At 67.7% G+C, this 18,892-nt stretch carries 20 protein-coding genes; 18 read left to right on the forward strand and 2 right to left on the reverse strand.

The features are described from left to right. Positions 1-24: 24 nt before the first annotated feature. Positions 25-1,179 (reverse strand): DUF3667 domain-containing protein, encoded by a 1,155-nt coding sequence (locus tag EAO27_RS15205; protein WP_242771221.1) that lies wholly within the window; start codon positions 1,177-1,179, stop codon positions 25-27. A 198-nt stretch (positions 1,180-1,377) separates the two neighbouring features. Here EAO27_RS15205 and EAO27_RS15210 point away from each other — a divergent pair, with 198 nt between their 5' ends. The 10 genes from EAO27_RS15210 to EAO27_RS15255 all read left to right on the forward strand — a co-directional run bounded on the left by EAO27_RS15210 (position 1,378) and on the right by EAO27_RS15255 (position 10,570). Beyond that, positions 1,378-2,661: a glutamate-5-semialdehyde dehydrogenase gene (locus tag EAO27_RS15210; RefSeq protein WP_242771223.1), complete on the forward strand. Its 1,284-nt coding sequence runs from the start codon at positions 1,378-1,380 to the stop codon at positions 2,659-2,661. After that, positions 2,625-3,317 (forward strand): nicotinate-nucleotide adenylyltransferase, encoded by a 693-nt coding sequence (locus EAO27_RS15215; protein WP_242771225.1) that lies wholly within the window; start codon positions 2,625-2,627, stop codon positions 3,315-3,317. The genes EAO27_RS15210 and EAO27_RS15215 overlap by 37 nt, the downstream gene beginning before the upstream one ends. After that, the gene (gene rsfS, locus EAO27_RS15220; RefSeq protein ID WP_242771227.1) at positions 3,314-3,709 is read left to right on the forward strand and encodes a ribosome silencing factor; all 396 of its coding nucleotides are present in this window, start codon (positions 3,314-3,316) and stop codon (positions 3,707-3,709) included. Before EAO27_RS15215 ends, rsfS begins: the two co-directional genes overlap by 4 nt. A 145-nt stretch (positions 3,710-3,854) precedes the next feature. After that, entirely contained in the window at positions 3,855-4,283 is a 429-nt protein-coding gene (locus EAO27_RS15225) for a 23S rRNA (pseudouridine(1915)-N(3))-methyltransferase RlmH (protein ID WP_242771229.1), read from the forward strand. Beyond that, positions 4,280-5,491, forward strand: coding sequence for a peptidoglycan DD-metalloendopeptidase family protein (locus EAO27_RS15230; protein WP_242771231.1), 1,212 nt, complete (start codon positions 4,280-4,282; stop codon positions 5,489-5,491). The genes EAO27_RS15225 and EAO27_RS15230 overlap by 4 nt, the downstream gene beginning before the upstream one ends. A gap of 133 nt (positions 5,492-5,624) precedes the next feature. After that, positions 5,625-7,013, forward strand: a complete 1,389-nt coding sequence (locus EAO27_RS15235; RefSeq protein WP_242771233.1) for a S41 family peptidase — start codon at positions 5,625-5,627, stop codon at positions 7,011-7,013. Between the two features lie 21 nt (positions 7,014-7,034). Then, positions 7,035-7,517 (forward strand): disulfide bond formation protein B, encoded by a 483-nt coding sequence (locus EAO27_RS15240; RefSeq protein ID WP_242771235.1) that lies wholly within the window; start codon positions 7,035-7,037, stop codon positions 7,515-7,517. Next, entirely contained in the window at positions 7,514-8,044 is a 531-nt protein-coding gene (locus tag EAO27_RS15245) for a demethoxyubiquinone hydroxylase family protein (RefSeq protein ID WP_242771238.1), read from the forward strand. Before EAO27_RS15240 ends, EAO27_RS15245 begins: the two co-directional genes overlap by 4 nt. Before the next feature lie 77 nt (positions 8,045-8,121). Next, positions 8,122-8,736: a hypothetical protein gene (locus tag EAO27_RS15250; RefSeq protein ID WP_242771240.1), complete on the forward strand. Its 615-nt coding sequence runs from the start codon at positions 8,122-8,124 to the stop codon at positions 8,734-8,736. Then, positions 8,660-10,570: a hypothetical protein gene (locus EAO27_RS15255; protein ID WP_242771242.1), complete on the forward strand. Its 1,911-nt coding sequence runs from the start codon at positions 8,660-8,662 to the stop codon at positions 10,568-10,570. Before EAO27_RS15250 ends, EAO27_RS15255 begins: the two co-directional genes overlap by 77 nt. Positions 10,571-10,583: 13 nt before the next feature. On the opposite strand, the gene EAO27_RS15260 is transcribed toward EAO27_RS15255, so the two are convergent. Beyond that, positions 10,584-12,524, reverse strand: coding sequence for a prolyl oligopeptidase family serine peptidase (locus EAO27_RS15260; RefSeq protein ID WP_242771245.1), 1,941 nt, complete (start codon positions 12,522-12,524; stop codon positions 10,584-10,586). 439 nt (positions 12,525-12,963) lie between these two features. Here EAO27_RS15260 and EAO27_RS15265 point away from each other — a divergent pair, with 439 nt between their 5' ends. The 8 genes from EAO27_RS15265 (at position 12,964) to EAO27_RS15300 (ending at position 18,887) form a co-directional block, all read left to right on the forward strand. Continuing rightward, positions 12,964-13,284, forward strand: a complete 321-nt coding sequence (locus EAO27_RS15265) for a hypothetical protein (RefSeq protein WP_242771248.1) — start codon at positions 12,964-12,966, stop codon at positions 13,282-13,284. Between the two features lie 58 nt (positions 13,285-13,342). Next, complete coding sequence (locus tag EAO27_RS15270; RefSeq protein ID WP_242771251.1) at positions 13,343-14,686, forward strand: metallopeptidase TldD-related protein; 1,344 nt, start codon at positions 13,343-13,345, stop codon at positions 14,684-14,686. 11 nt (positions 14,687-14,697) lie between these two features. Continuing rightward, positions 14,698-15,489 carry an inositol monophosphatase family protein gene (locus EAO27_RS15275; RefSeq protein ID WP_242771254.1) on the forward strand — a complete coding sequence of 264 codons (792 nt, stop codon included), beginning with the start codon at positions 14,698-14,700 and terminating at the stop codon, positions 15,487-15,489. 334 nt (positions 15,490-15,823) lie between these two features. Further along, complete coding sequence (rpsM, locus tag EAO27_RS15280) at positions 15,824-16,192, forward strand: 30S ribosomal protein S13 (RefSeq protein ID WP_242771257.1); 369 nt, start codon at positions 15,824-15,826, stop codon at positions 16,190-16,192. A 103-nt stretch (positions 16,193-16,295) separates the two neighbouring features. Beyond that, positions 16,296-16,685: a 30S ribosomal protein S11 gene (gene rpsK, locus EAO27_RS15285; protein ID WP_003040416.1), complete on the forward strand. Its 390-nt coding sequence runs from the start codon at positions 16,296-16,298 to the stop codon at positions 16,683-16,685. A 103-nt stretch (positions 16,686-16,788) separates the two neighbouring features. Beyond that, on the forward strand, positions 16,789-17,847 hold the full coding sequence (locus EAO27_RS15290) for a DNA-directed RNA polymerase subunit alpha (RefSeq protein WP_242771260.1): 1,059 nt from the start codon (positions 16,789-16,791) through the stop codon (positions 17,845-17,847). 108 nt (positions 17,848-17,955) lie between these two features. Beyond that, positions 17,956-18,378 (forward strand): 50S ribosomal protein L17, encoded by a 423-nt coding sequence (gene rplQ / locus EAO27_RS15295; protein WP_242771263.1) that lies wholly within the window; start codon positions 17,956-17,958, stop codon positions 18,376-18,378. A 185-nt stretch (positions 18,379-18,563) separates the two neighbouring features. Continuing rightward, on the forward strand, positions 18,564-18,887 hold the full coding sequence (locus tag EAO27_RS15300) for a helix-turn-helix transcriptional regulator (protein WP_278190165.1): 324 nt from the start codon (positions 18,564-18,566) through the stop codon (positions 18,885-18,887). Positions 18,888-18,892 lie beyond the last annotated feature (5 nt).

The following is an 18,892-nucleotide window of genomic DNA, read 5'->3' on the forward strand; positions in this document are numbered from 1 at the left end:
TGCCCGGTCGATGTGACGTTTCGGCTAGCCCGCCACCCCCATAGCCAGCAGCAACAGCATGAAGGCCGTCACCGCAAACACGCTGAATTGCAGCAGAATGGTCGCACGCACCAGCGATCCGAAGCGCGACGAGCGATAGGCGCCGCGCAACTGGCGATACATGTGGAACGGCACGTAGACGATCGCGAAAAAGGTCGCGAGATCGCCGACGATCGTCAGGTTGAGCAGCCGCACGACCACGAACAGCAACAGCATGAACGAAATCGAATAGGTCACGAAGACGAAATGGTCGTAGGTGTGGAAGCGCCGGCTGAACGGATAGAGCAGCCACATGAAGGGCAGCGACAGCGGGATCAGCGCCCAGGCGAATTTATAGGCGTTCGCCTGCAATTTGTAGAGGATCAGCGCGGGGTTCGCGAAGGCCTTTTCAAGGCCGTGATCGATGAAGGGAACCCCGGTATCGACCTTGTTGCGCGTCAGGAAGTCGGCGCTCGTCTTCACCTGTGCGGCGGGATCGTCGAGAATGGGCGGTCCCGCTGCGCGATCGGCGGCGCGCTCTTCCCGGCTCCGGCTGCGCGAGACGCCGAGATAGTCGGCGCTCTTCTGCAGCGTTTCGCGTTCCGCCAGCAAGTCGCGTCGCTGCGCCGCGGGCAGGTCCGCCTTCGCCAGCGCGGCATCGATCCGGTCGACTTCGCGCTGCATGCTGTCGGTGATCGCGGCCGCTCGGGTCTGTTCGGCGACCGCCTCGTCGAACCCCAGCCCGTCGTTGATCCCCTTGCCGAACTCGCCGCTGCCGACCATCGACAGCACCGCGTAGGTCAGGAACACCGCGAACAGGAAGAGCGCGAGCGGCGAGATGAAGCGCGCGCGCTCGCCGTGAATATAGCGGCGCGTCAGGTCGCCGGGGCGCCAGGCGAGCAGCGGCAGCGTGTTCCAGATCTTGCCCTCGAAGTGGAAGATCGCATGGACGAGGTCGTGCCCGATCGCGCCGAAGCTGCGGTGGAGGTCGGCCTTCTGTCCGCAATGGTGGCAATGCGAACCCGCAAGGCTGGTCCCGCAGTTGAGGCAGCGCGCTCCGGCATGCCCGCCGCCGCTCTCACCACCATGGCGCGGTTCGACCGCCCGCGCCGCGAGCCCCGCGGTCACCGCCGCGCCGATGCCTTCGATATCCCCGCTCATGCGTCCCGTTTCGTCCCGTTCGAATGGCGGCCAAAGCCCCGCGCCTGTCGAAAACCCCGTCCCGGCGACCGCCCCTCGACACGCTCGGGGCTGCGGCAAAGGGCGTTTCGTGTGGACTGGCCAGCCCTAGGTAGCAGGCCTCGCCCGACGCGCAACGGGGTCTTTCGCCGCCGCGACAAAGCGTGATAGGGGCCGCGCATGACCGCCAAAGCCCACACCCCCGCTGCCGTTCCGAATCCCGAAGCGCTGATCGCCGACATGGGCGCGCGCGCGCGCACCGCGGCAAAGCGGCTGGCGGTCGCACCGACCGCGGAAAAGGCCGCGGCGCTAAAGGCGGCCGCCGCGCAGCTGCGCCTGCGCGCCGATGCGATCCTCGACGCGAACCGGCGCGACATGGCGGCGGGCAAGGCGGCGGGCCTGTCGGCGGCGATGCTCGACCGGCTGCGGCTCGACGAAGTCCGGCTGGCGGCGATCGCAGCGGCAGTCGAAGCGGTCGCGGCGCTGCCCGACCCCGTCGGACAGGAAATCGACCGCGCCGAACGACCCAACGGAATGGTGCTCAGCCGCATCCGCGTCCCGCTAGGCGTCGTCGGCATCATCTATGAAAGCCGCCCCAACGTCACCGCCGACGCCGCCGCGCTGGGGCTGATGTCGGGCAATGCCGTGATCCTGCGCGGCGGCAGCGAGGCGGTGCATTCGAACCGCGCGATCCACGCGGCGCTCGCCGCGGGGCTCGAAGGCGCGGGGCTGCCCGCCGATGCGGTGCAGCTGGTCCCGACGCAGGACCGCGCCGCGGTGGGCGCGGTGCTGCGCGCACAGGGGCTGATCGACATCATCATCCCGCGCGGCGGCAAGAGCCTGGTCGCGCGCGTGCAGGACGAGGCGCGCGTCCCCGTGCTCGCGCACCTCGACGGCATCAACCATCTTTATATCGACCGCGCCGCCGAACCGGCGCAGGCGGTCGGGCTGGCGGTCAACGCCAAGATGCGCCGCACGGGAATCTGCGGCGCGACCGAGACGATCCTGATCGACCGCGCCTATCCCGCGCCGCTCGCCGTCATCGACGCGCTGGTCAAGGCGGGCTGCGAGGTGCGCGGCGACAAGGATGTCGTGGCGCTGAGCCCGCACGTCACCCCGGCGAGCGCCAACGACTGGGATTGCGAATATCTCGACGCGATCGTGTCGGTCGCGATGGTCGACGGCCTCGCGGGCGCGCTGGCGCATATCGACGCGCATTCGAGCCGCCACACCGACGCGATCGTGACCGGGGACGCCGCCACCGCCGAACGCTTCCTCGCCGAAGTCGACAGCGCGATCGTGATGCACAACGCCTCGACGCAATTCGCCGACGGCGGCGAATTCGGCCTCGGCACCGAAATCGGCATCGCGACGGGGCGGCTCCACGCGCGCGGTCCGGTGGCGCTCGAAGGGCTCACCACCTATAAGTGGCTGGTGCGCGGCACGGGACAGGTCCGGCCCTGACCCGCAAAATCCCTACCGGCCTCCTCGGAGGCAGCTTCAACCCCGCGCACGGCGGGCATCGCGCGATCAGCCTGAACGCGATCGAGGCGCTCGATCTGGATGAATTATGGTGGCTCGTCTCGCCGGGCAATCCGTTGAAGCCCAAGGCTGGGATGGCGCCGCTGCCGGCGCGGCTGGGGGCAGCGCAGCGCATGGCGCGCCGTTCGCCGATCCGCGCGACGGCGATCGAGGCCGAACTCGGCACGCGCTACACGATCGACACGCTCAGAAAGCTGGTGCGCCGGTACCCGAACCGGCAATTCATCTGGATCATGGGCGCCGACAATCTGGCCCAATTGCCGCAATGGCGCGACTGGCGGGAGATCGCGCGGTTGATGCCGATTGCGGTTGTCGCGCGTCCGGGCTATAATGGCCGCACCCATGCAGCCCGTGCCATGGGTTGGCTGCGGCGCTTTGTCCGGCCCGCAGACCGCAAGACGCACTGGACAGACTGGAGACCGCCCGCCCTCGTGTTCCTGCGATTTTCGCCCGACGTGCGATCCGCAACTGCGATACGGCAGGCCGACCCCCGCTGGTTCGAACGCTATCAAGGCCGCGCGTTGCGCGACCCGCTGACGCATTCGCGCCTGAGGCCCGAAAGGATTGAAACCGCTTGATAGCCGCCAGTAAGGATGCCGCGCCCGGCGCCGCACCGAATGACAGCGTGGACGCGCTCCACGCGCTGATCCTCCACCAGCTGGACGAGGATCAGGCCCAGGAAACCATCTCCATCCCGCTTGCCGGCAAGAGCAGCATCGCCGATCATATGGTGATTGCGAGCGGCCGGTCGACGCGCCATGTCTCGGCGATCGCCGACAAGCTGGCGCAGCGAATCAAGCAGGAAGCGGGACGCGCGGTCCGCGTCGAGGGCCTGCCCAACGCCGACTGGGTGCTGCTCGATGCCGGCGACGTCATCGTCCACCTGTTCCGTCCCGAGGTGCGCAGCTTCTACAACCTCGAACGCATGTGGTCGTTCGGCGATGCGCCGCCGGTTGCCGCGGCAAATTGACGTTTTCAGTCTGTTCGGACTAAGGCCCGAACAGAGGCGGCACCAGCCCGCTCCCCCACCCGGCCTCCCCGACCCTGGTAGCCTGTGGAAGGCCGGGTGGGGGAGCGGGCTGGTACCGCCTTCACCGCAGGTGAAATAGAACGTCATGTTGCTGCACATCATCGCGCGGGGGCGCATCGGGCGCTCGCCGGAGGCCGAACTCGTCGAGCGCTACATGAAGCGCGTCGGCTGGCCGCAGAAGATCACCGAATTGCCCGATAGCGGGGGCAAATCCCCCGCGCCCGCGCCGGGCAGCCGCACCATCCTGCTCGACGAAACGGGCGAACAGATCACCTCGATCGACCTCGCAAAGCTCCTCGAGCGCTGGCGCGACGACGGCGTGCGCGAAGTGCGCTTCTGCCTCGGCGCCGCCGACGGCTTCACCCCCGACGAGCGCAAGCAGGCCGACAAGGCGATCGCCTTCGGCCGCGCAACCTGGCCGCACCTGATGGCGCGCGCGATGCTCGCCGAACAATTGTGGCGTGCAACGAGCATTATCGCCGGGCATCCCTATCACCGCGAGGGCCAGCAATGAGGCGCGCGCTTGCTCCCGCCCTGCTGGCGCTGGTTGCCGCGGCGGGTGGCGCGCTCGCGCAGAGCGACCTGTTCGATCCCGAGGCGATCGCGGCGCGCGAACGCGCGCAGCTGGTCGCCGCAAAGCAGCAATCGGCAGAAGCGCTCGCGCGCAGCGCAGCACTCGAAGCCGAAGCACGCACCGCCGGCAACGAGGCCGACCGGCTGAAGAAGCGCAGCGCGGCGCTCGCAGCGCGTATCCAGTCGGCCGAGGCCGACATCAGCGCCGGCGAGGCACGCGTCGCGCTGGTCGGACGCCGGCTCGCGGCGCAGCGCGCACGGCTCGCCGAGCAGCAGCAGCCCTTGCTCGAACTCACCGCGTCGCTGCAGCAACTGTCGCGGCAGCCGCCGGTCAGCGTCCTCGCGCAGCCCGGTTCGCTGACCGAGATGGTCCACGCGCGCGCGGTGCTCGACGCAGTGATGCCGGTGATCGAACAACGCACCGCCGGCGTGCGACGCGAACTGGCCGGCCTGCGGACGACACGCCGCCAGCAGCAGGTCGCGCTCGCCGCGCTATCGGCCAGCAAGACGCAGCTCGCGACGCGCCGCGACGCGCTGACCCGGCTCGAGAACGAAGGCCGGTTGCGCTCGCGCGACCTGATGAGCAGCGCCCGGCTCGAAGCCGACCGCGCGCTCGGGCTCGGCGAGAAGGCGCGCGACATCGTCGACCTGATGGACACGCTCGAGACCGACGCCGCGGTGCGCGCCGAACTTGCAGAGCTCGCCGGTCCGGTGCCGCGTCCGCGCGACCCGGCGAACGGCACCGTCGCCGCCGCGCCGCCGCCCGCCGCCGACCAGCCGCTGACGCGCGGCGCCTATCGCCTGCCCGTTGTCGGCCGGATGATCGCCGGGCTCGGCGAGGTCGACGACAGCGGCGTCCGGTCGCGCGGCCTGACCATCGCCGCGCGGCCCGGCGGCCAGGTGGTCGCGCCCGCGCCGGGGCGCGTCAGCTTCGCGGGCGACTATCGCGGTTACGGCAAGATCGTGATCATCGACCATGGCGGCGGCTGGACGTCGCTGCTCACCGGCATGATCGGCCTGTCGGCGAGCGTCGGCGACAGCGTCGAGGCGGGCGCGCCGATCGGCCGCGCCGGGTCCGACGACGCGCATATCACCGTCGAGCTGCGCCGCGCAGGACGCCCGGTCGACATCGCGTCGATGCTCGGCTGACGGCGGCCCGTTAACGTGGCGTTCGGGGGCCTCCCGCTATCGGGAGGCGCCGCTTGACGCCCTGCCGATTGCATAGGATTATGCGGCACCGGGGAAAAGCGGCGGGCGACTCCGCCAAGGCTGAAAGACGACGATGACCGAACCGACCAAGACTCCCGCGCCCCCCAGGCGGCGTTTCGCGCTGTGGCAGGGAGCGGCCGCGCTGAGCACGCTCGCGCTGGTGCCGCTCGCGACGGGCGCGATGGCGACGGTCGACACCGCAACGACCGACGAGATCCAGCGCTTCATGGACGTGTTTCTCGAGGTCCGGTCCAACTATGTCGAACCCGTCGACGATTCGAAGCTGATCGAAGGCGCGATCAACGGCATGCTCGCCAGCCTCGACCCGCATTCGGGCTATCTCGACGCGCACGGCTTTTCGACGCTGCGCACGCAGACCGACGGCGAATATGGCGGGCTCGGCCTGTCGGTGACGATGGAGGACGGGGTGGTCAAGGTGATCGCCCCGACCGCCGACACCCCGGCCGACAAGGCAGGCATCAAGGCCGGCGACTATATCACCCACATCAACAAGGAACTGATCTTCGGGCTGACGCTCGACGAGGCGGTCGAGCAGATGCGCGGCAAGCCGGGAACCAAGATCGACATCACGGTCGTGCGCGAAGGCCAGGACAAGCCGATGGAGCTGTCGCTGACGCGCGAGATCATCGACCTCAAGCCGGTCAAATGGGAGGTCAAGGGCGACGTCGGCGTGCTCACCGTCACCAGCTTCTCGGCCGACGCATCGACCGACCTCAAGGCGGCGATGGTCGCGGTCCAGAAGTCGCTCGGCAAGAAGCCGCGCGGCTGGGTGCTCGACCTCCGCTCGAACCCCGGCGGGCTGCTCGACGAAGCCGTCAACATCAGCGACATCTTTCTCGAACGCGGCGAGATCGTCTCGCAGCGTGGCCGCCGCAAGGGCGATATCGAGCGTTATTTCGCCGAGCCGGGCGATCTCGCGCAGGGCGCGCCGGTGATCGTGCTGATCGACGCGGGATCGGCCTCGGCCTCCGAAATCGTCGCGGGCGCGCTGCAGGACCAGCACCGCGCCGTGGTGATGGGCGAGCGCAGTTTCGGCAAGGGATCGGTGCAGACGGTGCTGCCGCTCAGCGACACCACCGCGCTGCGCCTTACCACCGCGCGCTATTTCACGCCCTCGGGGCGCAGCGTGCAGGAAGGCGGGATCGAGCCCGACATCCGCGTGCCGCAGCTGTCGGACCCCGACTACAAGGACCGGCCGCGCTTCCGCGAGAGCGACCTGCGCCGCCACCTGATCAACGAGAAGAAGGTCGACAACAGCCTGCTCGAAAAGGACGAGAAGACCGATCCGCGCTTCACCGAAACCGCCGAACAGCTGAAAGCAAAGGGCATCGAGGACTTCCAGCTCCACTATGCGCTGCAGACGATCGGCCGCATCGGTCCCGCGACGCAGATGGCGCAGGGAACGAAGCCCGCCGCCGCCAAGCCGCAGCGCCGCAACTAAACGCTCGCCGAGGGGCCCCACATGACGAATATGCGCATCATCGCGCCGCTGGTCGCGCTCGCCGCACCCCTGCTCCTCTATGGCGGCGCGCTCGTGTCGCAATATGGCTTTGGGCTGCACCCGTGCGAGATGTGCTACTGGCAGCGCTGGCCGCATCAGGCGGCGATCGTGCTGGCGGCGCTCGCGCTGATCCTGCGCGGCAACGACCGCGCGATGCGTGCGCTCACCCTGCTCGCCGCGCTCGCCATCGCGATCAGCGGCGCGATCGGCGTCTTTCACGCCGGGGTAGAATATGGCTTCTGGGAAGGTCTGACGACGTGCAGCACGGCGGCGACCGGACCGATCTCGCTCGACGACATCATGGCGGCGCCGATCATCCGCTGCGACGTGCCGCAATGGACGCTCGGCGGCATTTCGCTTGCCGGCTTCAACGCGATCTTCTCCTTTGCGGCGGCGGCGCTCGTCTTGACCTTGCTGCGCCGGCGGCGCACATCGGCGGCATGAGCGACCACCCCAAGACCGACGCGCGCACCGCGTCGATGATCCGCGTCGACCAGGCGGGCGAATATGGCGCGACGCGCATCTATGCCGGCCAGCTGGCGGTGATGGGCGACCGCCATCCGATGGCGCGCGAGATCGCGCATATGGCCGAACAGGAAGAGCGCCACCGCAAATTCTTCGACGCGATGATCGCCCGGCGCGGCGTGCGCCCGACCGCGCTCCAGCCCTTCTGGAAGGTCGCAGGCTTCGCGCTGGGCGCGGCGACCGCCGCGATGGGGCCCCGCGCCGCGATGGCGTGCACCGCCGCGGTGGAGACCGAGATCGACCGCCACTATCGCGACCAGCTCGCCGAACTCGGCGACAGCGACCCCGAACTCAGCGCCGCGGTTGCCGATTTCCGCGCCGAGGAACTGGAACACAAGGAGGCCGCGCTCGCCGCGGGTGCCGAAAGCGCTCCCGGTTATCCGCTGCTCAGCTTTGCGATCCGCGCCGGTTGCCGCGCAGCCATCGCGCTGTCGAAGCGTATCTGATACGAAGATCGCCCGCGCCGTTCATGACGGATGCAGGCTCGCGGTGCCAAGCCACCCCAGATGACGAAGGAAAACCGATGACCCGCCTGCCCCTCGCCGCCCTGTTCCTTGCCGGCAGCCTCGCCGCGCTGCCCGCCGCCGCGCAGGACGCCGACACGAGCGCCGCCGAAAAGATCAACCAGGTCATCGTCTATGGCAACGACAAGTGCGAAGCGAGCAGCGCCGACGAGATCGTCGTGTGTAACCGCCTTCCCGAAGGCGATCGCTATCGCGTGCCGCAGATCTTTCGCGGCGGCGACCCGCTCGACCCGCGCAACCAGGCGTGGCTCAACCGCGTGACCGCGATGGAGCGCGTCGGCCGTTTCGGCACCGACAGCTGCTCGCCCGTCGGCCTCGGCGGCTTCACCGGCTGTACCCAGGCGCTCGTTGCGGGCGCCAAGGCCGAAGCGCAGGCCGCCGACAAGACCGACTGGCAGAAGATGATCGCCGAAGAGCGCGCCAAGCGCATCGCGGGCATCGATGCCGCCTCCGCCGAGGTCGAAGCAGCGGTGGTCGCCGAGGAACGCGCGCTCGCCGAGCGGCAGAAGGCCGCCGCCGAACTCGAGCGCCAGGCCAATGGCGAAGCGCCGCGGCCCGCGCAGCCCGAGACCGATCCCGAAGCGAGCGAACTTCCGGTTCCGCCGCAGGGCTGACCGCCACGCCCCGACTGACCGGTTGATCGCACGCCCACACTGGGTTAGCGATTCCCCGACTGGGGAACAGGGGCGATACATGAAGATCGGAATGATGGCGCTACTGCCGGCCGCGATGGGTCTGGCCGTGCCGGCCATTGCCGCACAGGCGGCGAACGAGACGACAGCTTCAGCGCGTGGTGAGGCTCCGCTCGCACCACCCGTCGCACCGGCGGCGAGCGTCGCCGCGAGCGATCAGGATTTTTCGGCTTGCGACGGCTATAATGCCCCGCGCGGAAAATCGGACGGAATCGCACGCGAGACCTTCATGTTCGGCGCTGCCACGCGATCCGCCGACATCCGCCGCAACAGCATTTACACGTTCGGCGAGAAAGGATTCGCCGCCTGCGAACGCGCGCTGCAGGACACCCGCCTGATCGACGCCTTCTGGCTGCGCCGTGCCAATCTGTTGCAAGCGCAGGCTGTCCATGCAGTTTGGGCGGGCCAGGCCGAACGTGCCATCGAGCTGACCGGCGCCAGCGATGCCCTCGGCGTCGCGCAAAAGGACGGCTATTTCCTGCAGAGCATCGGTGTCGGAAACCGCGGCGTCCGGGCCTATGCGCTGATCGCGCTCGGCCGGCGCGACGAGGCGCTGGCGGCCATCGCGGAAATGCGGGCGGGTCGCCCCTGGTCACAGTCAATCCGCCAACTCGCAATGCGACTGCACATGCACCTCGACAAAAGTTTCGCGGCGCACGCCACCGAGATGAAGGATGCCATTCCGCTGTCGCCCGAAAGCGGCCGCGCACTTTTCTGGATGCTGTTCCTCGACGGCGACCTGGAAGCAGCGCGCGCGATCGCACCGACCATCAGCTTCGACCTCCCCAAACAACGGGGTGGCTGGACGTTGCGGGACGGCTGGCAGAACGAACTCGAAGAGATCGGTCAGCGCGCCACGGTGCAGGGCGCGCATGCTTATACGGAGGCAGCCGCCGGCTATACCGCTTCGGCAAAGGCGGCGCTCGCAGAGGCGAAGGCCGACCTCGACGAAGCGATGGCACCGCCACCGCCGCGCGCCGACGGCAAGCCGCCGAAGAAACAGGTTGTCGAAGAATATGGCCGTCGGCTGCCCTATGCGCGCCGGGCCAAAAACGAAATCGAGCTTTGGGAAGCCGCTATCGACCTGCGGCCGAAGATCGCCATGCGCCCCGGCGACGAAACCCACGCCGAATTCATAGCCAAGGGGTTGGATAAACTGCCGATCATTGCCGACATATTGGCAAATCTACCCACCGAAAATGCCGCCGAAAAAGCCGAGCTCGATGCGGTTCGGGCAAGGTTGCGGAGCGATTTCGACGCCGAGCGCGTCAAGGCTCTCGACTTTCCGGCGGTCGAGCTGATGGCGCTGCTGCCGCGGCCCGAAACCTCGCGAATTGTTCCGACGCTCAAGCCAGCCGGCGACGGTTATTTCCTCAGCGACTCGGGATTGTCGCGCAATCAGGAGGGCAAGAGCAATACCTGGACCATTCGCTATACCCACAATCTGGCGCCGATCGCCGCCGTGGAAGAGCTGGCGATGCTCGGCGCGGCGCAGACCGCGCGCCGCGAGGGCTATGACAGCATGATCCTGCTCAGCCGCCTGTCGATCTCGCGCACGACCAACGTGTCGGGGATGTATATCGGCAGCTATCAGCAGAATTCGGGCTACGAGGCCCAGATGCGGGTGCGCTTCGTCAACGCCGGCGCCCTTCCCGCCGACCTCGCCGGAATGGAATGGCGCCTGATCCCGGCCCAAAAGGCGATCGACGATTTGTCGGGCCGCTACAAGACCGGCGGGCTCACCATCGCCTGGTGAGCCCGCGACGACCTCAATTCAGCAGATATTTCTGCCAGAAGACGAGCGACGCCCAGAAATTATAGTCGGCGTTCTCCTTCTTCGCGAAGCCGTGCCCTTCGTTGGTGCCGACCAGGTGCCACGCCGTCCCGCCGTTCTTGCGCACCGCGGCGACGATCTGGTCGGCCTCCGACGCCGGGACGCGCGGGTCGTTGGCGCCGGTCACCACGAACAGCGGCTTCCTGATGTCCCCGACGCGCGTCAGCGGCGAGATTTCGGTCAGCTTGGCGCGCTGTTCGGGCACACGCTCGTCGCCATATTCGACGCGGCGCAGGTCGCGGCGGTAATCCTGCGTATTTTCGAGGAAGGTCACGAAGTTCGAGATCGCGACCACGCAGAGGTTGGCGCGCAGCTTGTCGGCATAGTGCGTCGCCGCGGCATAGCACATATAACCGCCATAGCTGCCCCCGGTCAGCCCGAAGCGCGCGGCGTCTAGCGTCTTGTCCTTTGCCAGATGGTCAAGGAAGGCGCCCATGTCCCTGACGCTGTCCTCGCGCTTGAAGGGGCCGTTGTCGAGGCTAACGAAGGTCTTGCCATAGCCCGTCGAACCGCGGACGTTGGGGAAGAAGACCGCGATGCCCAGTTCGTTCATCAGATAGTTGTTGCGCCCCATGAAGCCCGGGCGCGACTGGCCTTCGGGACCGCCGTGGACATTCATGATCATCGGCCGCTTGCCGGGGAATTTGGCCGGATCGGGGCGATAGAGGAAGCCCGACACCTCAAGCCCGTCGAAGCTCTTCACCTTGACCAGTTCGGGTTCGACATTCTTGGTCACGTCGAGCCCGCCGGTCTCGCTCTCGGTCCAGCGCGTGACCTTGAGCGTTCGGGGGTCGACGCTGAACGCGTCGGCGGCGCTGCGCGCCGAGGTGAAGGTGATCCCGACCTCGCCCCACGGCGCGATGTCGACCCCGCCGATGATGCCGGCGGGCAAGCCGTCGACGGTGCGCACCGCGCCCGTCTTCGGATCGAGAAGACGCAGCTTCGACATGCCCGCCTCGTTCACCGTATAGGCGATGAAGCTGCCGTCGTCGGCGATGTCGAACCCGCTGACCTCCCATTTTTCTGCCGGCCCCCTGGGCGTGAAGGCGCCGGTTGCGGGGTCGAGCGTGCCGAGGCGTTCGAACTCGGCGCCCTCGTCGCTGGTGATCCAGATCGTGCCGTCGGGCGCGAACTGGCCGCCGCCGTGCGACACCATCTTTGCATGATCGCCGATCGGGGTCAGCTTGCCGGTAGCGAGATCGAGGCGGAAGAAGTCCGACTTCTGCACCGAGCTGTATTTGCCGACGAGCGCCCAGCTCTTGTCGGGCGCGAAGTCGAGCATCGCCCAGCCGCCACCCTCGACCTGCGCCACCATCCGGCTCGACTTCGGATCGCGCGGGTCGATCAGATAGAGGTCGCTGTCGCGGCCGTTGCGGCGGGTCGAGGTAAAGCCGACGAGGCTGCCGTCCCTGCTCCACGCGTTGAGCCCGTTGCGGCTCTTGCCGTCGGTCAGCAGGTCGAGCCGCCCGTCCTTCATCGCATAGATCTGGTAGAATTCATTGCCGCCGATATCCTTCTGGACCAGCATCAGGTCGCCCGTCTTCGGCGACCAGGCGGCGGTGCCGACGGGCTCTTCCTCGAAAGTGACCTGCTTGCGCGCGCCCATCGGCATCGCAACGCGGTGGACCTGCGACGTGTTGCCGAAGCGCGTCGCGATCAGCATCGATTTGTCGACCGGGTTCCAGCCGAGGAAGTTCGCGCCGCGATTTTCCATATAGGGCCGCGTCGCCGCCGCGATCTCGGCGGGAATGTCGGGCATGCCGTCGGCGATGAGCGCCGCTGGACGCGGCACGACATTGGCGGGCTTGGCGGCCTCCTGCGCCAGGGCCGGGTCAAGCGGCAGGGTGAGGGCCGCCAGAAAGGCAAGACTACGCATCGATGATTCCCCTGTTTTCCGGATCGGTCCGGGTGACGGGAATAGACGCTATCAGTCGTTCGGGCGGATGCAAGTTTCGACGGAAAACGGTGTCGCATCGATGAAATGCCGCGCCCGCGACTCGGGGCGCACGTCGTCCGGCCCATCGGCGCCCAAGCGGTCCCCGACATGTTTTGCGGCCCGAAAACATCCAAAAAAACACCCAATATGGCAGTCTTGGCGCGTATCGACCCGAATTCGTTCAAAAAGCGGGGCGAATGGTGACCAAAATTAACGAATCGGCGGCACTCTGTCTTGACTTGGTCATGAGGGGCTGAAAACTTGGCGTTTCTGGGAATCGCCAGCCTAGGGGGCTGATAAAATGGCATCTGCATTTGGACCGCGCCTCTGGGGGCGCTCGACCCGCAATGTGCCTCCGGCGCGCAGCCTGGGTCGTCGAATGACCTGGCATGCCGCCGCCGCGCTTCTCGTCTTCGCCGCGCTGCAGATCTGGCTCGTGTCGAGCGCGATCGCCGTCGGTGCGCCGACCGCGCTCACCTTCGTCGCCCTCGCCCTGCTGCTCGCGCTGGCGGTGCCGGTCGCGCGGATCACCGAACGCCGCTGGTATCATCTGAGCCGTCAGGCGCTCGCCAGCTGGGGTCTCCACGCGCGCTTCCGCCGCGACGTCCGGCGCCTGTGGGTCGCCGCGCTTGCCCTGCCCTTCCTGTGGGTCAGCGGCGCAATGGCGGCGACGACGGGCCTGTCGGCCCTCGCCGGCTGACCCGATTATCCACCGATAAGATTTTGACGGCTTCGCATGCGCGCCCTAAGGCGCGCCCATGCTGACCGTAGCCGAAGCCCTCGACCGCGCACATATGCTGTGCGACGCCGCGACCAAGGCGGGCGCCGACGCCGCCGACGCGCTTTATTATTGCAACGCCGCAACCTCGGTCTCGATGCGCCTCGGCGCGCTCGAGGATGTCGAGCGCTCCGAAGGCCAGGATATCGCGCTGCGCGCCTTCGTCGGCCAGCGCAGCGCCAGCGTATCGACCGCCGACATGGACCCGGGCGAGCTGGCCAAGCTGGTCGATCGCTGCGTCGCGATGGCGCGCGAGGCCCCCGAGGATCCCTATGCCGGCCTTGCGCCGGACGAACTGCTGTTCCGCGGCCGCGTTCCCGATCTCGACCTTGACGACGGCAGCGAAGCCGACCCGCAGGCGCTGCGCGCCGCGGCGCTGGAGGCCGAGGAGGCCGCGCGCGCGGTCGCGGGCGTCACCAACAGCGAAGGCGGCACCGCGAGCCACAGCCGCACCCGTATCGCGCTCGTCACCAGTCACGGCTTTGCGGGCGGCTACGGCGCGAGCGGCCACAGCCTTTCGGCCAGCGTCATCGCCGGCGAGGGCGCGACCATGCAGCGCGACTATGGATGGCACAGCGCCCATCACCTGTCCGACCTCGAAGCCGCGCTGGCCATTGGCACCCGCGCCGGCACCCGCGCGGTCGCCCGCCTCAACCCCGGCAAGGCGCCGGTCGGCAAGGTCCCGGTCCTTTTCGATCCGCGCGTCAGCAGTTCGATGATCAGCCATCTGCTCGGTGCGATCGGCGGTCCCGCGATCGCGCGCGGCACCAGCTTCCTGCTCGGCAAGGAAGAGGCGCAGCTGTTCGACTCGGGCATCGTCATCCGCGACGAGCCGCATCGCGCGCGCGGTCTTCGAAGCCGCGCCTTCGACGGCGAGGGGCTGCCGACGGCGGCGCGCGACATCATCGCCGGCGGGCGCCTGACCGGCTGGCTGCTCGACACCGCATCGGCACGGCAGCTCGGCCTGACCCCGACCGGCCACGCGAGCCGCGGCGGCGGCGCGTCGGGGGTCGCGGTCAGCAACGTCCATCTCGCGGCCGGCGGCGTCACCCCAGCCGCGCTGATGGCCGACGTGACCGAGGGCGTCTATGTCACCGAACTGATCGGCCAGGGCGTCAATCCGGTGACCGGCGATTACAGCCGCGGCGCATCGGGCTTCGCCATCCGCGGCGGCCAGCTCGCCGAACCGATCGCCGAATTCACCGTCGCGGGCAATCTGATCGACATGTTCGCGGCGCTCGTCCCCGCCGACGATCTCGAATATCGCCACGGCACCAACGCCCCGACAATCCGGATCGACGGCATGACCGTCGCGTCGAGCTGAGCGGACCGCCAGTGCCCGCCCGCAACCTCGAAGCCGTGATCGCGGCGACGCGCGAGGTTGGCGACATGGCGATGGCGCGCTGGCGCGGCGAAGGGCGCCCGGTCGATGTCTGGCACAAGTCGCACGACAATCCGGTCAGCGACGTCGACCTGGCGGTCGATGCGCGGCTGAAGGCGGTGCTCGGCGCGATGGTGCCCGAGGCCGGTTGGCTCTCCGAAGAGACCGCCGACAGCGACGACCGGCTGGCGCGGCGCGCGATGTGGTGCGTCGACCCGATCGACGGCACCCGCGACTTCATCCGCGGCCGCCCCGGCTGGTGCGTGTCGGTCGCGCTGGTGGTCGACGGCGCCCCCGAACTCGGCGTGCTCTATGCGCCCGCGCTCGACGAGCTGTGGGTCGCGCAGCGCGGCAAGGGGGCAACGCTGAACGGCGAGGCGCTGCGCGCCAGCCGCCGGATGATTTTCGACGGATCGCGCGTCCCCGCCGACAGCCTGCCCAAGATCGACCGCGACCTGATCATGGTCACCAAACCGAACAGCATCGCGCTGCGCATGGCGCTCGTCGCCGACGACCGCGCCGACCTCGTCGCCACGCTGCGCTGGGGCTTCGAATGGGATGTCGCCGCCGCCGCGCTGATCGCGATCGAGGCGGGCGCCGCGGTGACCGATGCCTTTGGCGAACCGCTGCGTTTCAACACGCCGCGCGCGCAGGCCTTCGGCGTCATCGCCTGCGCGCCGGGGATTCACCGCGCCGTCGTCGCGCGCCTGTACGACCGCGCGGTGGCGCTGACCGCGAAGGATTGAGCCTCAATTGCCGGGCGCGCCGTCCAGTCGCACCGCCCTGATCGACAGCTGCACAAGGACACGAAAGCTCGATATCCGGGGCGCATGCGCGGGGACTTTGCCGCTTCAAGGACTTCCGGCGGAAACGGACCGCCGGGCGCGCCCGGTTTGCCGCAAAGACCGGCGCTTCGCTTGACTTTCGGCCCGACTCGCCCTAGTTGCGCTTCCATTCCAACACCCTGACCGGACGGCGAAACGCAGCGAGCGTGTTCGTGGTCCGTTTTTTGCGTTGGAAATCAGACGCTTTGAGATGGGGCCGTTGCCAGCGCGCCCTGTGGAGCAGGAGAAAGAATAAATGGCACGTATCGCGGGCGTCAACCTGCCCACCAACAAGCGCGTGATCATCGCGCTCACCTACATCCACGGCATCGGCCGCAAGACCGCGATCGACATCGCCGACAAGCTCGGCATCGATCACACGCGCCGCGTCCAGGACCTCAGCGACGCCGAAGTGCTGCAGATCCGCGAAACGCTCGACGCCGACCACACGGTCGAGGGTGATCTTCGCCGCAACACGGCGATGAACATCAAGCGCCTGATGGACCTCGCCTGCTACCGCGGCCTGCGCCATCGCAAGGGCCTGCCGGTCCGCGGCCAGCGCACGCACACCAATGCGCGCACCCGCAAGGGCAAGGCCAAGCCGATCGCCGGTAAGAAGAAGTAAGGTTCGAGCGCGTCCCCCGGGCGCGCTTCCTTGCTTTTCGCCGGCGGCACGCCATCAGGCGCCGACGGCCAGCTTCGCAGAATTCAGGATTTAGGATAGCATCATGGCTCGTGAACCGCAGCGCCTTCGTCGGCGCGAACGCAAGAACATCTCGTCGGGCGTCGCCCACGTCAACGCGACCTTCAACAACACGATGATCACCATCACCGACGCGCAGGGCAATGCGATTGCTTGGTCGAGCGCCGGCATGATGGGCTTCAAGGGCAGCCGCAAGTCGACCCCTTACGCGGCGCAGGTCTGCGCCGAAGACGCCGGCAAGAAGGCCGCCGAACACGGCGTCCGCACGCTGGAAGTCGAAGTCAAGGGTCCCGGCGCCGGCCGTGAATCGGCGCTGCGCGCGCTGCAGGCGGTCGGTTTCCACATCACGTCGATCCGCGACGTGACGCCGATCCCGCACAACGGCGTCCGCCCGGCCAAGCGCCGCCGCGTCTGACGTTTCCGGACCGGCCGCCCGCGGGCGGCCGCACCGTCACCATACCTAATGTGGGACATGTTGGCCGACCCCCGACCGTCCCACCCAAAGCAAAGGGAAGTCTATGACTGTCAATATCCGGAACTGGCAGGAATTGAAGAAGCCCAGCAACCTGGAAATCAAGGCCGGCGGCGACGGCAAGCGCAAGGCGACCTTCGTCGCCGAGCCGCTCGAGCGCGGCTTCGGCCTGACGCTCGGCAACGCGCTGCGCCGCGTGCTGCTCTCGTCGCTCCAGGGTGCGGCGATCACTTCGATCAAGATCGAGAACGTCCTGCACGAATTCTCGAGCCTCGCCGGCGTGCGTGAGGACGTCACCGACATCGTCCTCAACGTCAAGCAGGTCGCGCTCAAGATGGAAGGCGAAGGCCCGAAGCGGCTCCAGCTTTCGGCGACCGGCCCCGCGACCGTCAAGGCGGGCGACATCATGGTGTCGGGCGACATCAAGGTGATGAACCCGAACCATGTCATCTGCCACCTCGACGATGGCGCGACGCTGAACATGGAACTCGTCGCCGACACCGGCAAGGGCTATGTCCCCGCGACCGCCAATCGCCCGGCCGACGCGCCGATCGGCCTGATCCCGATCGACTCGCTCTACTCGCCCGTGCGCCAGGTCGCCTACAAGGTCGACAATGCCCGTATCGGTCAGGAACTGGACTATGACAAGCTGTCGCTGACCGTCGAAACCGACGGCACGGTGACCCCGGAAGACGCCGTCGCCTATGCCGCGCGCATCCTCCAGGACCAGCTCCAGGTCTTCGTCCACTTCGAAGAAGCGATGAACGACAGCGGCCTGATCGGCATGGCGGCTTCGCCGACCACCGCCGACGAGTCGGACGTCAACCAGCTCAACCGCTTCCTGCTCAAGAAGGTCGACGAGCTCGAACTGTCGGTCCGTTCGGCGAACTGCCTCAAGAACGACAACATCATCTACATCGGCGATCTGGTCCAGAAGACCGAAGCCGAAATGCTCCGCACCCCGAACTTCGGCCGCAAGTCCTTGAACGAAATCAAGGAAGTGCTGTCGTCGATGGGTCTGCGCCTCGGCATGGACATCCCCGGATGGCCGCCCGAGAACATCGAGGAAATGGCCAAGAAGCTCGAACAGGAACTTCTCGGCTGATCTTGCGCCCCGGCTTCGGCCGGGGCCAACAACGGGAAGGGGTCGGCCCGCAAATCGACCTGGTCTGGGCTACCTCACACGGGCCCTTAACAAACGTAAGGAAAGATCATGCGTCATAAATCGGGTGGCCGGAAGCTGCAGCGCACGAGCGCGCACCGCACGGCGATGTTCCGCAACATGTCGGCCTCGCTCATCAAGCATGAGCAGATCACGACCACCGTCGCCAAGGCGAAGGAACTGCGCCCCTATATCGAAAAGCTGGTGACCCTCGCCAAGCGCGGTGGCCTTGCCAACCGTCGCCTCGCGCAGAGCCGCCTGATGGACGACACGCAGCTCAAGAAGCTGTTCGACGTCCTCGCGACCCGCTACCAGGACCGCAACGGCGGCTACACCCGCGTCATCAAGGCCGGCATCCGCGCCTCCGACGCGGCGCCGATCGCGATCATCGAATTCGTCGACCGCGACGTCGATGCGAAGGGCCAGGATTCGGGTCCGGTCGAACAGTTCGACGAGGAAATGGCAGAAGCCTGAGCTTCTCCTTCCTGACGGAATCAAGGGCGGCGTCCGCGAGGACGACCGCCCTTTTTCTTTCCCGATTCAGACGCATCGGCAATGCTGCAGCCGCCGAACGCGGGCAAGCGTGCGGTGGTTTATCGTAAAAATTCTGATAATGCTTCTCAACAACCAAAAAATATGCCATGATTTCCGCAATGTGGATGAATGGTGAAGATTCGCCCGATCCCGAGAGCTTTGGCGCCCGCGTCCGCAGGCTGCGCATGGCGAGGGGTTTGAGCCAGTCCGACTTTGCCGCGGCGCTGTCGGTCAGCACCGCTGCCGTGTGCAACTGGGAGCTCGATCGGGCGCGCCCCAAGGTCGGCCGCATGCACGCGATCGCCGCCCTTCTGGAGGTTACGGCGGACAAATTGTTCGGCCGCGGCACGACCGGGCCGCTGCACGAGAAGCTGGCGCAAAGCCGCGAGGAAATCGCGCGCCTGGCGGGGACGACGCCCGAAAAGGTACGCATCATCATCGAGATCTGAGGGTC

Source organism: Sphingopyxis sp. YF1, assembly GCF_022701295.1.
Classification (GTDB): Bacteria; Pseudomonadota; Alphaproteobacteria; order Sphingomonadales; family Sphingomonadaceae; genus Sphingopyxis.

What these genes read in the sequence shown, in the direction of transcription:
- EAO27_RS15230 (WP_242771231.1), top strand. Translation starts at nt 4,280, where the DNA reads ATGAGGCGCGCGCTTGCTCCCGCCCTGCTGGCGCTGGTTGCCGCGGCG.
- EAO27_RS15260 (WP_242771245.1), bottom strand. Translation starts at nt 12,524, where the DNA reads ATGCGTAGTCTTGCCTTTCTGGCGGCCCTCACCCTGCCGCTTGACCCG.
- rpsM (WP_242771257.1), top strand. Translation starts at nt 15,824, where the DNA reads ATGGCACGTATCGCGGGCGTCAACCTGCCCACCAACAAGCGCGTGATC.
- EAO27_RS15290 (WP_242771260.1), top strand. Translation starts at nt 16,789, where the DNA reads ATGACTGTCAATATCCGGAACTGGCAGGAATTGAAGAAGCCCAGCAAC.
- EAO27_RS15300 (WP_278190165.1), top strand. Translation starts at nt 18,564, where the DNA reads ATGAATGGTGAAGATTCGCCCGATCCCGAGAGCTTTGGCGCCCGCGTC.
- EAO27_RS15240 (WP_242771235.1), top strand. Translation starts at nt 7,035, where the DNA reads ATGACGAATATGCGCATCATCGCGCCGCTGGTCGCGCTCGCCGCACCC.
- EAO27_RS15250 (WP_242771240.1), top strand. Translation starts at nt 8,122, where the DNA reads ATGACCCGCCTGCCCCTCGCCGCCCTGTTCCTTGCCGGCAGCCTCGCC.
- EAO27_RS15235 (WP_242771233.1), top strand. Translation starts at nt 5,625, where the DNA reads ATGACCGAACCGACCAAGACTCCCGCGCCCCCCAGGCGGCGTTTCGCG.
- EAO27_RS15245 (WP_242771238.1), top strand. Translation starts at nt 7,514, where the DNA reads ATGAGCGACCACCCCAAGACCGACGCGCGCACCGCGTCGATGATCCGC.
- EAO27_RS15225 (WP_242771229.1), top strand. Translation starts at nt 3,855, where the DNA reads ATGTTGCTGCACATCATCGCGCGGGGGCGCATCGGGCGCTCGCCGGAG.
- rplQ (WP_242771263.1), top strand. Translation starts at nt 17,956, where the DNA reads ATGCGTCATAAATCGGGTGGCCGGAAGCTGCAGCGCACGAGCGCGCAC.
- EAO27_RS15255 (WP_242771242.1), top strand. Translation starts at nt 8,660, where the DNA reads ATGGCGAAGCGCCGCGGCCCGCGCAGCCCGAGACCGATCCCGAAGCGA.
- rpsK (WP_003040416.1), top strand. Translation starts at nt 16,296, where the DNA reads ATGGCTCGTGAACCGCAGCGCCTTCGTCGGCGCGAACGCAAGAACATC.
- EAO27_RS15270 (WP_242771251.1), top strand. Translation starts at nt 13,343, where the DNA reads ATGCTGACCGTAGCCGAAGCCCTCGACCGCGCACATATGCTGTGCGAC.
- EAO27_RS15205 (WP_242771221.1), bottom strand. Translation starts at nt 1,179, where the DNA reads ATGAGCGGGGATATCGAAGGCATCGGCGCGGCGGTGACCGCGGGGCTC.
- EAO27_RS15265 (WP_242771248.1), top strand. Translation starts at nt 12,964, where the DNA reads ATGACCTGGCATGCCGCCGCCGCGCTTCTCGTCTTCGCCGCGCTGCAG.
- EAO27_RS15210 (WP_242771223.1), top strand. Translation starts at nt 1,378, where the DNA reads ATGACCGCCAAAGCCCACACCCCCGCTGCCGTTCCGAATCCCGAAGCG.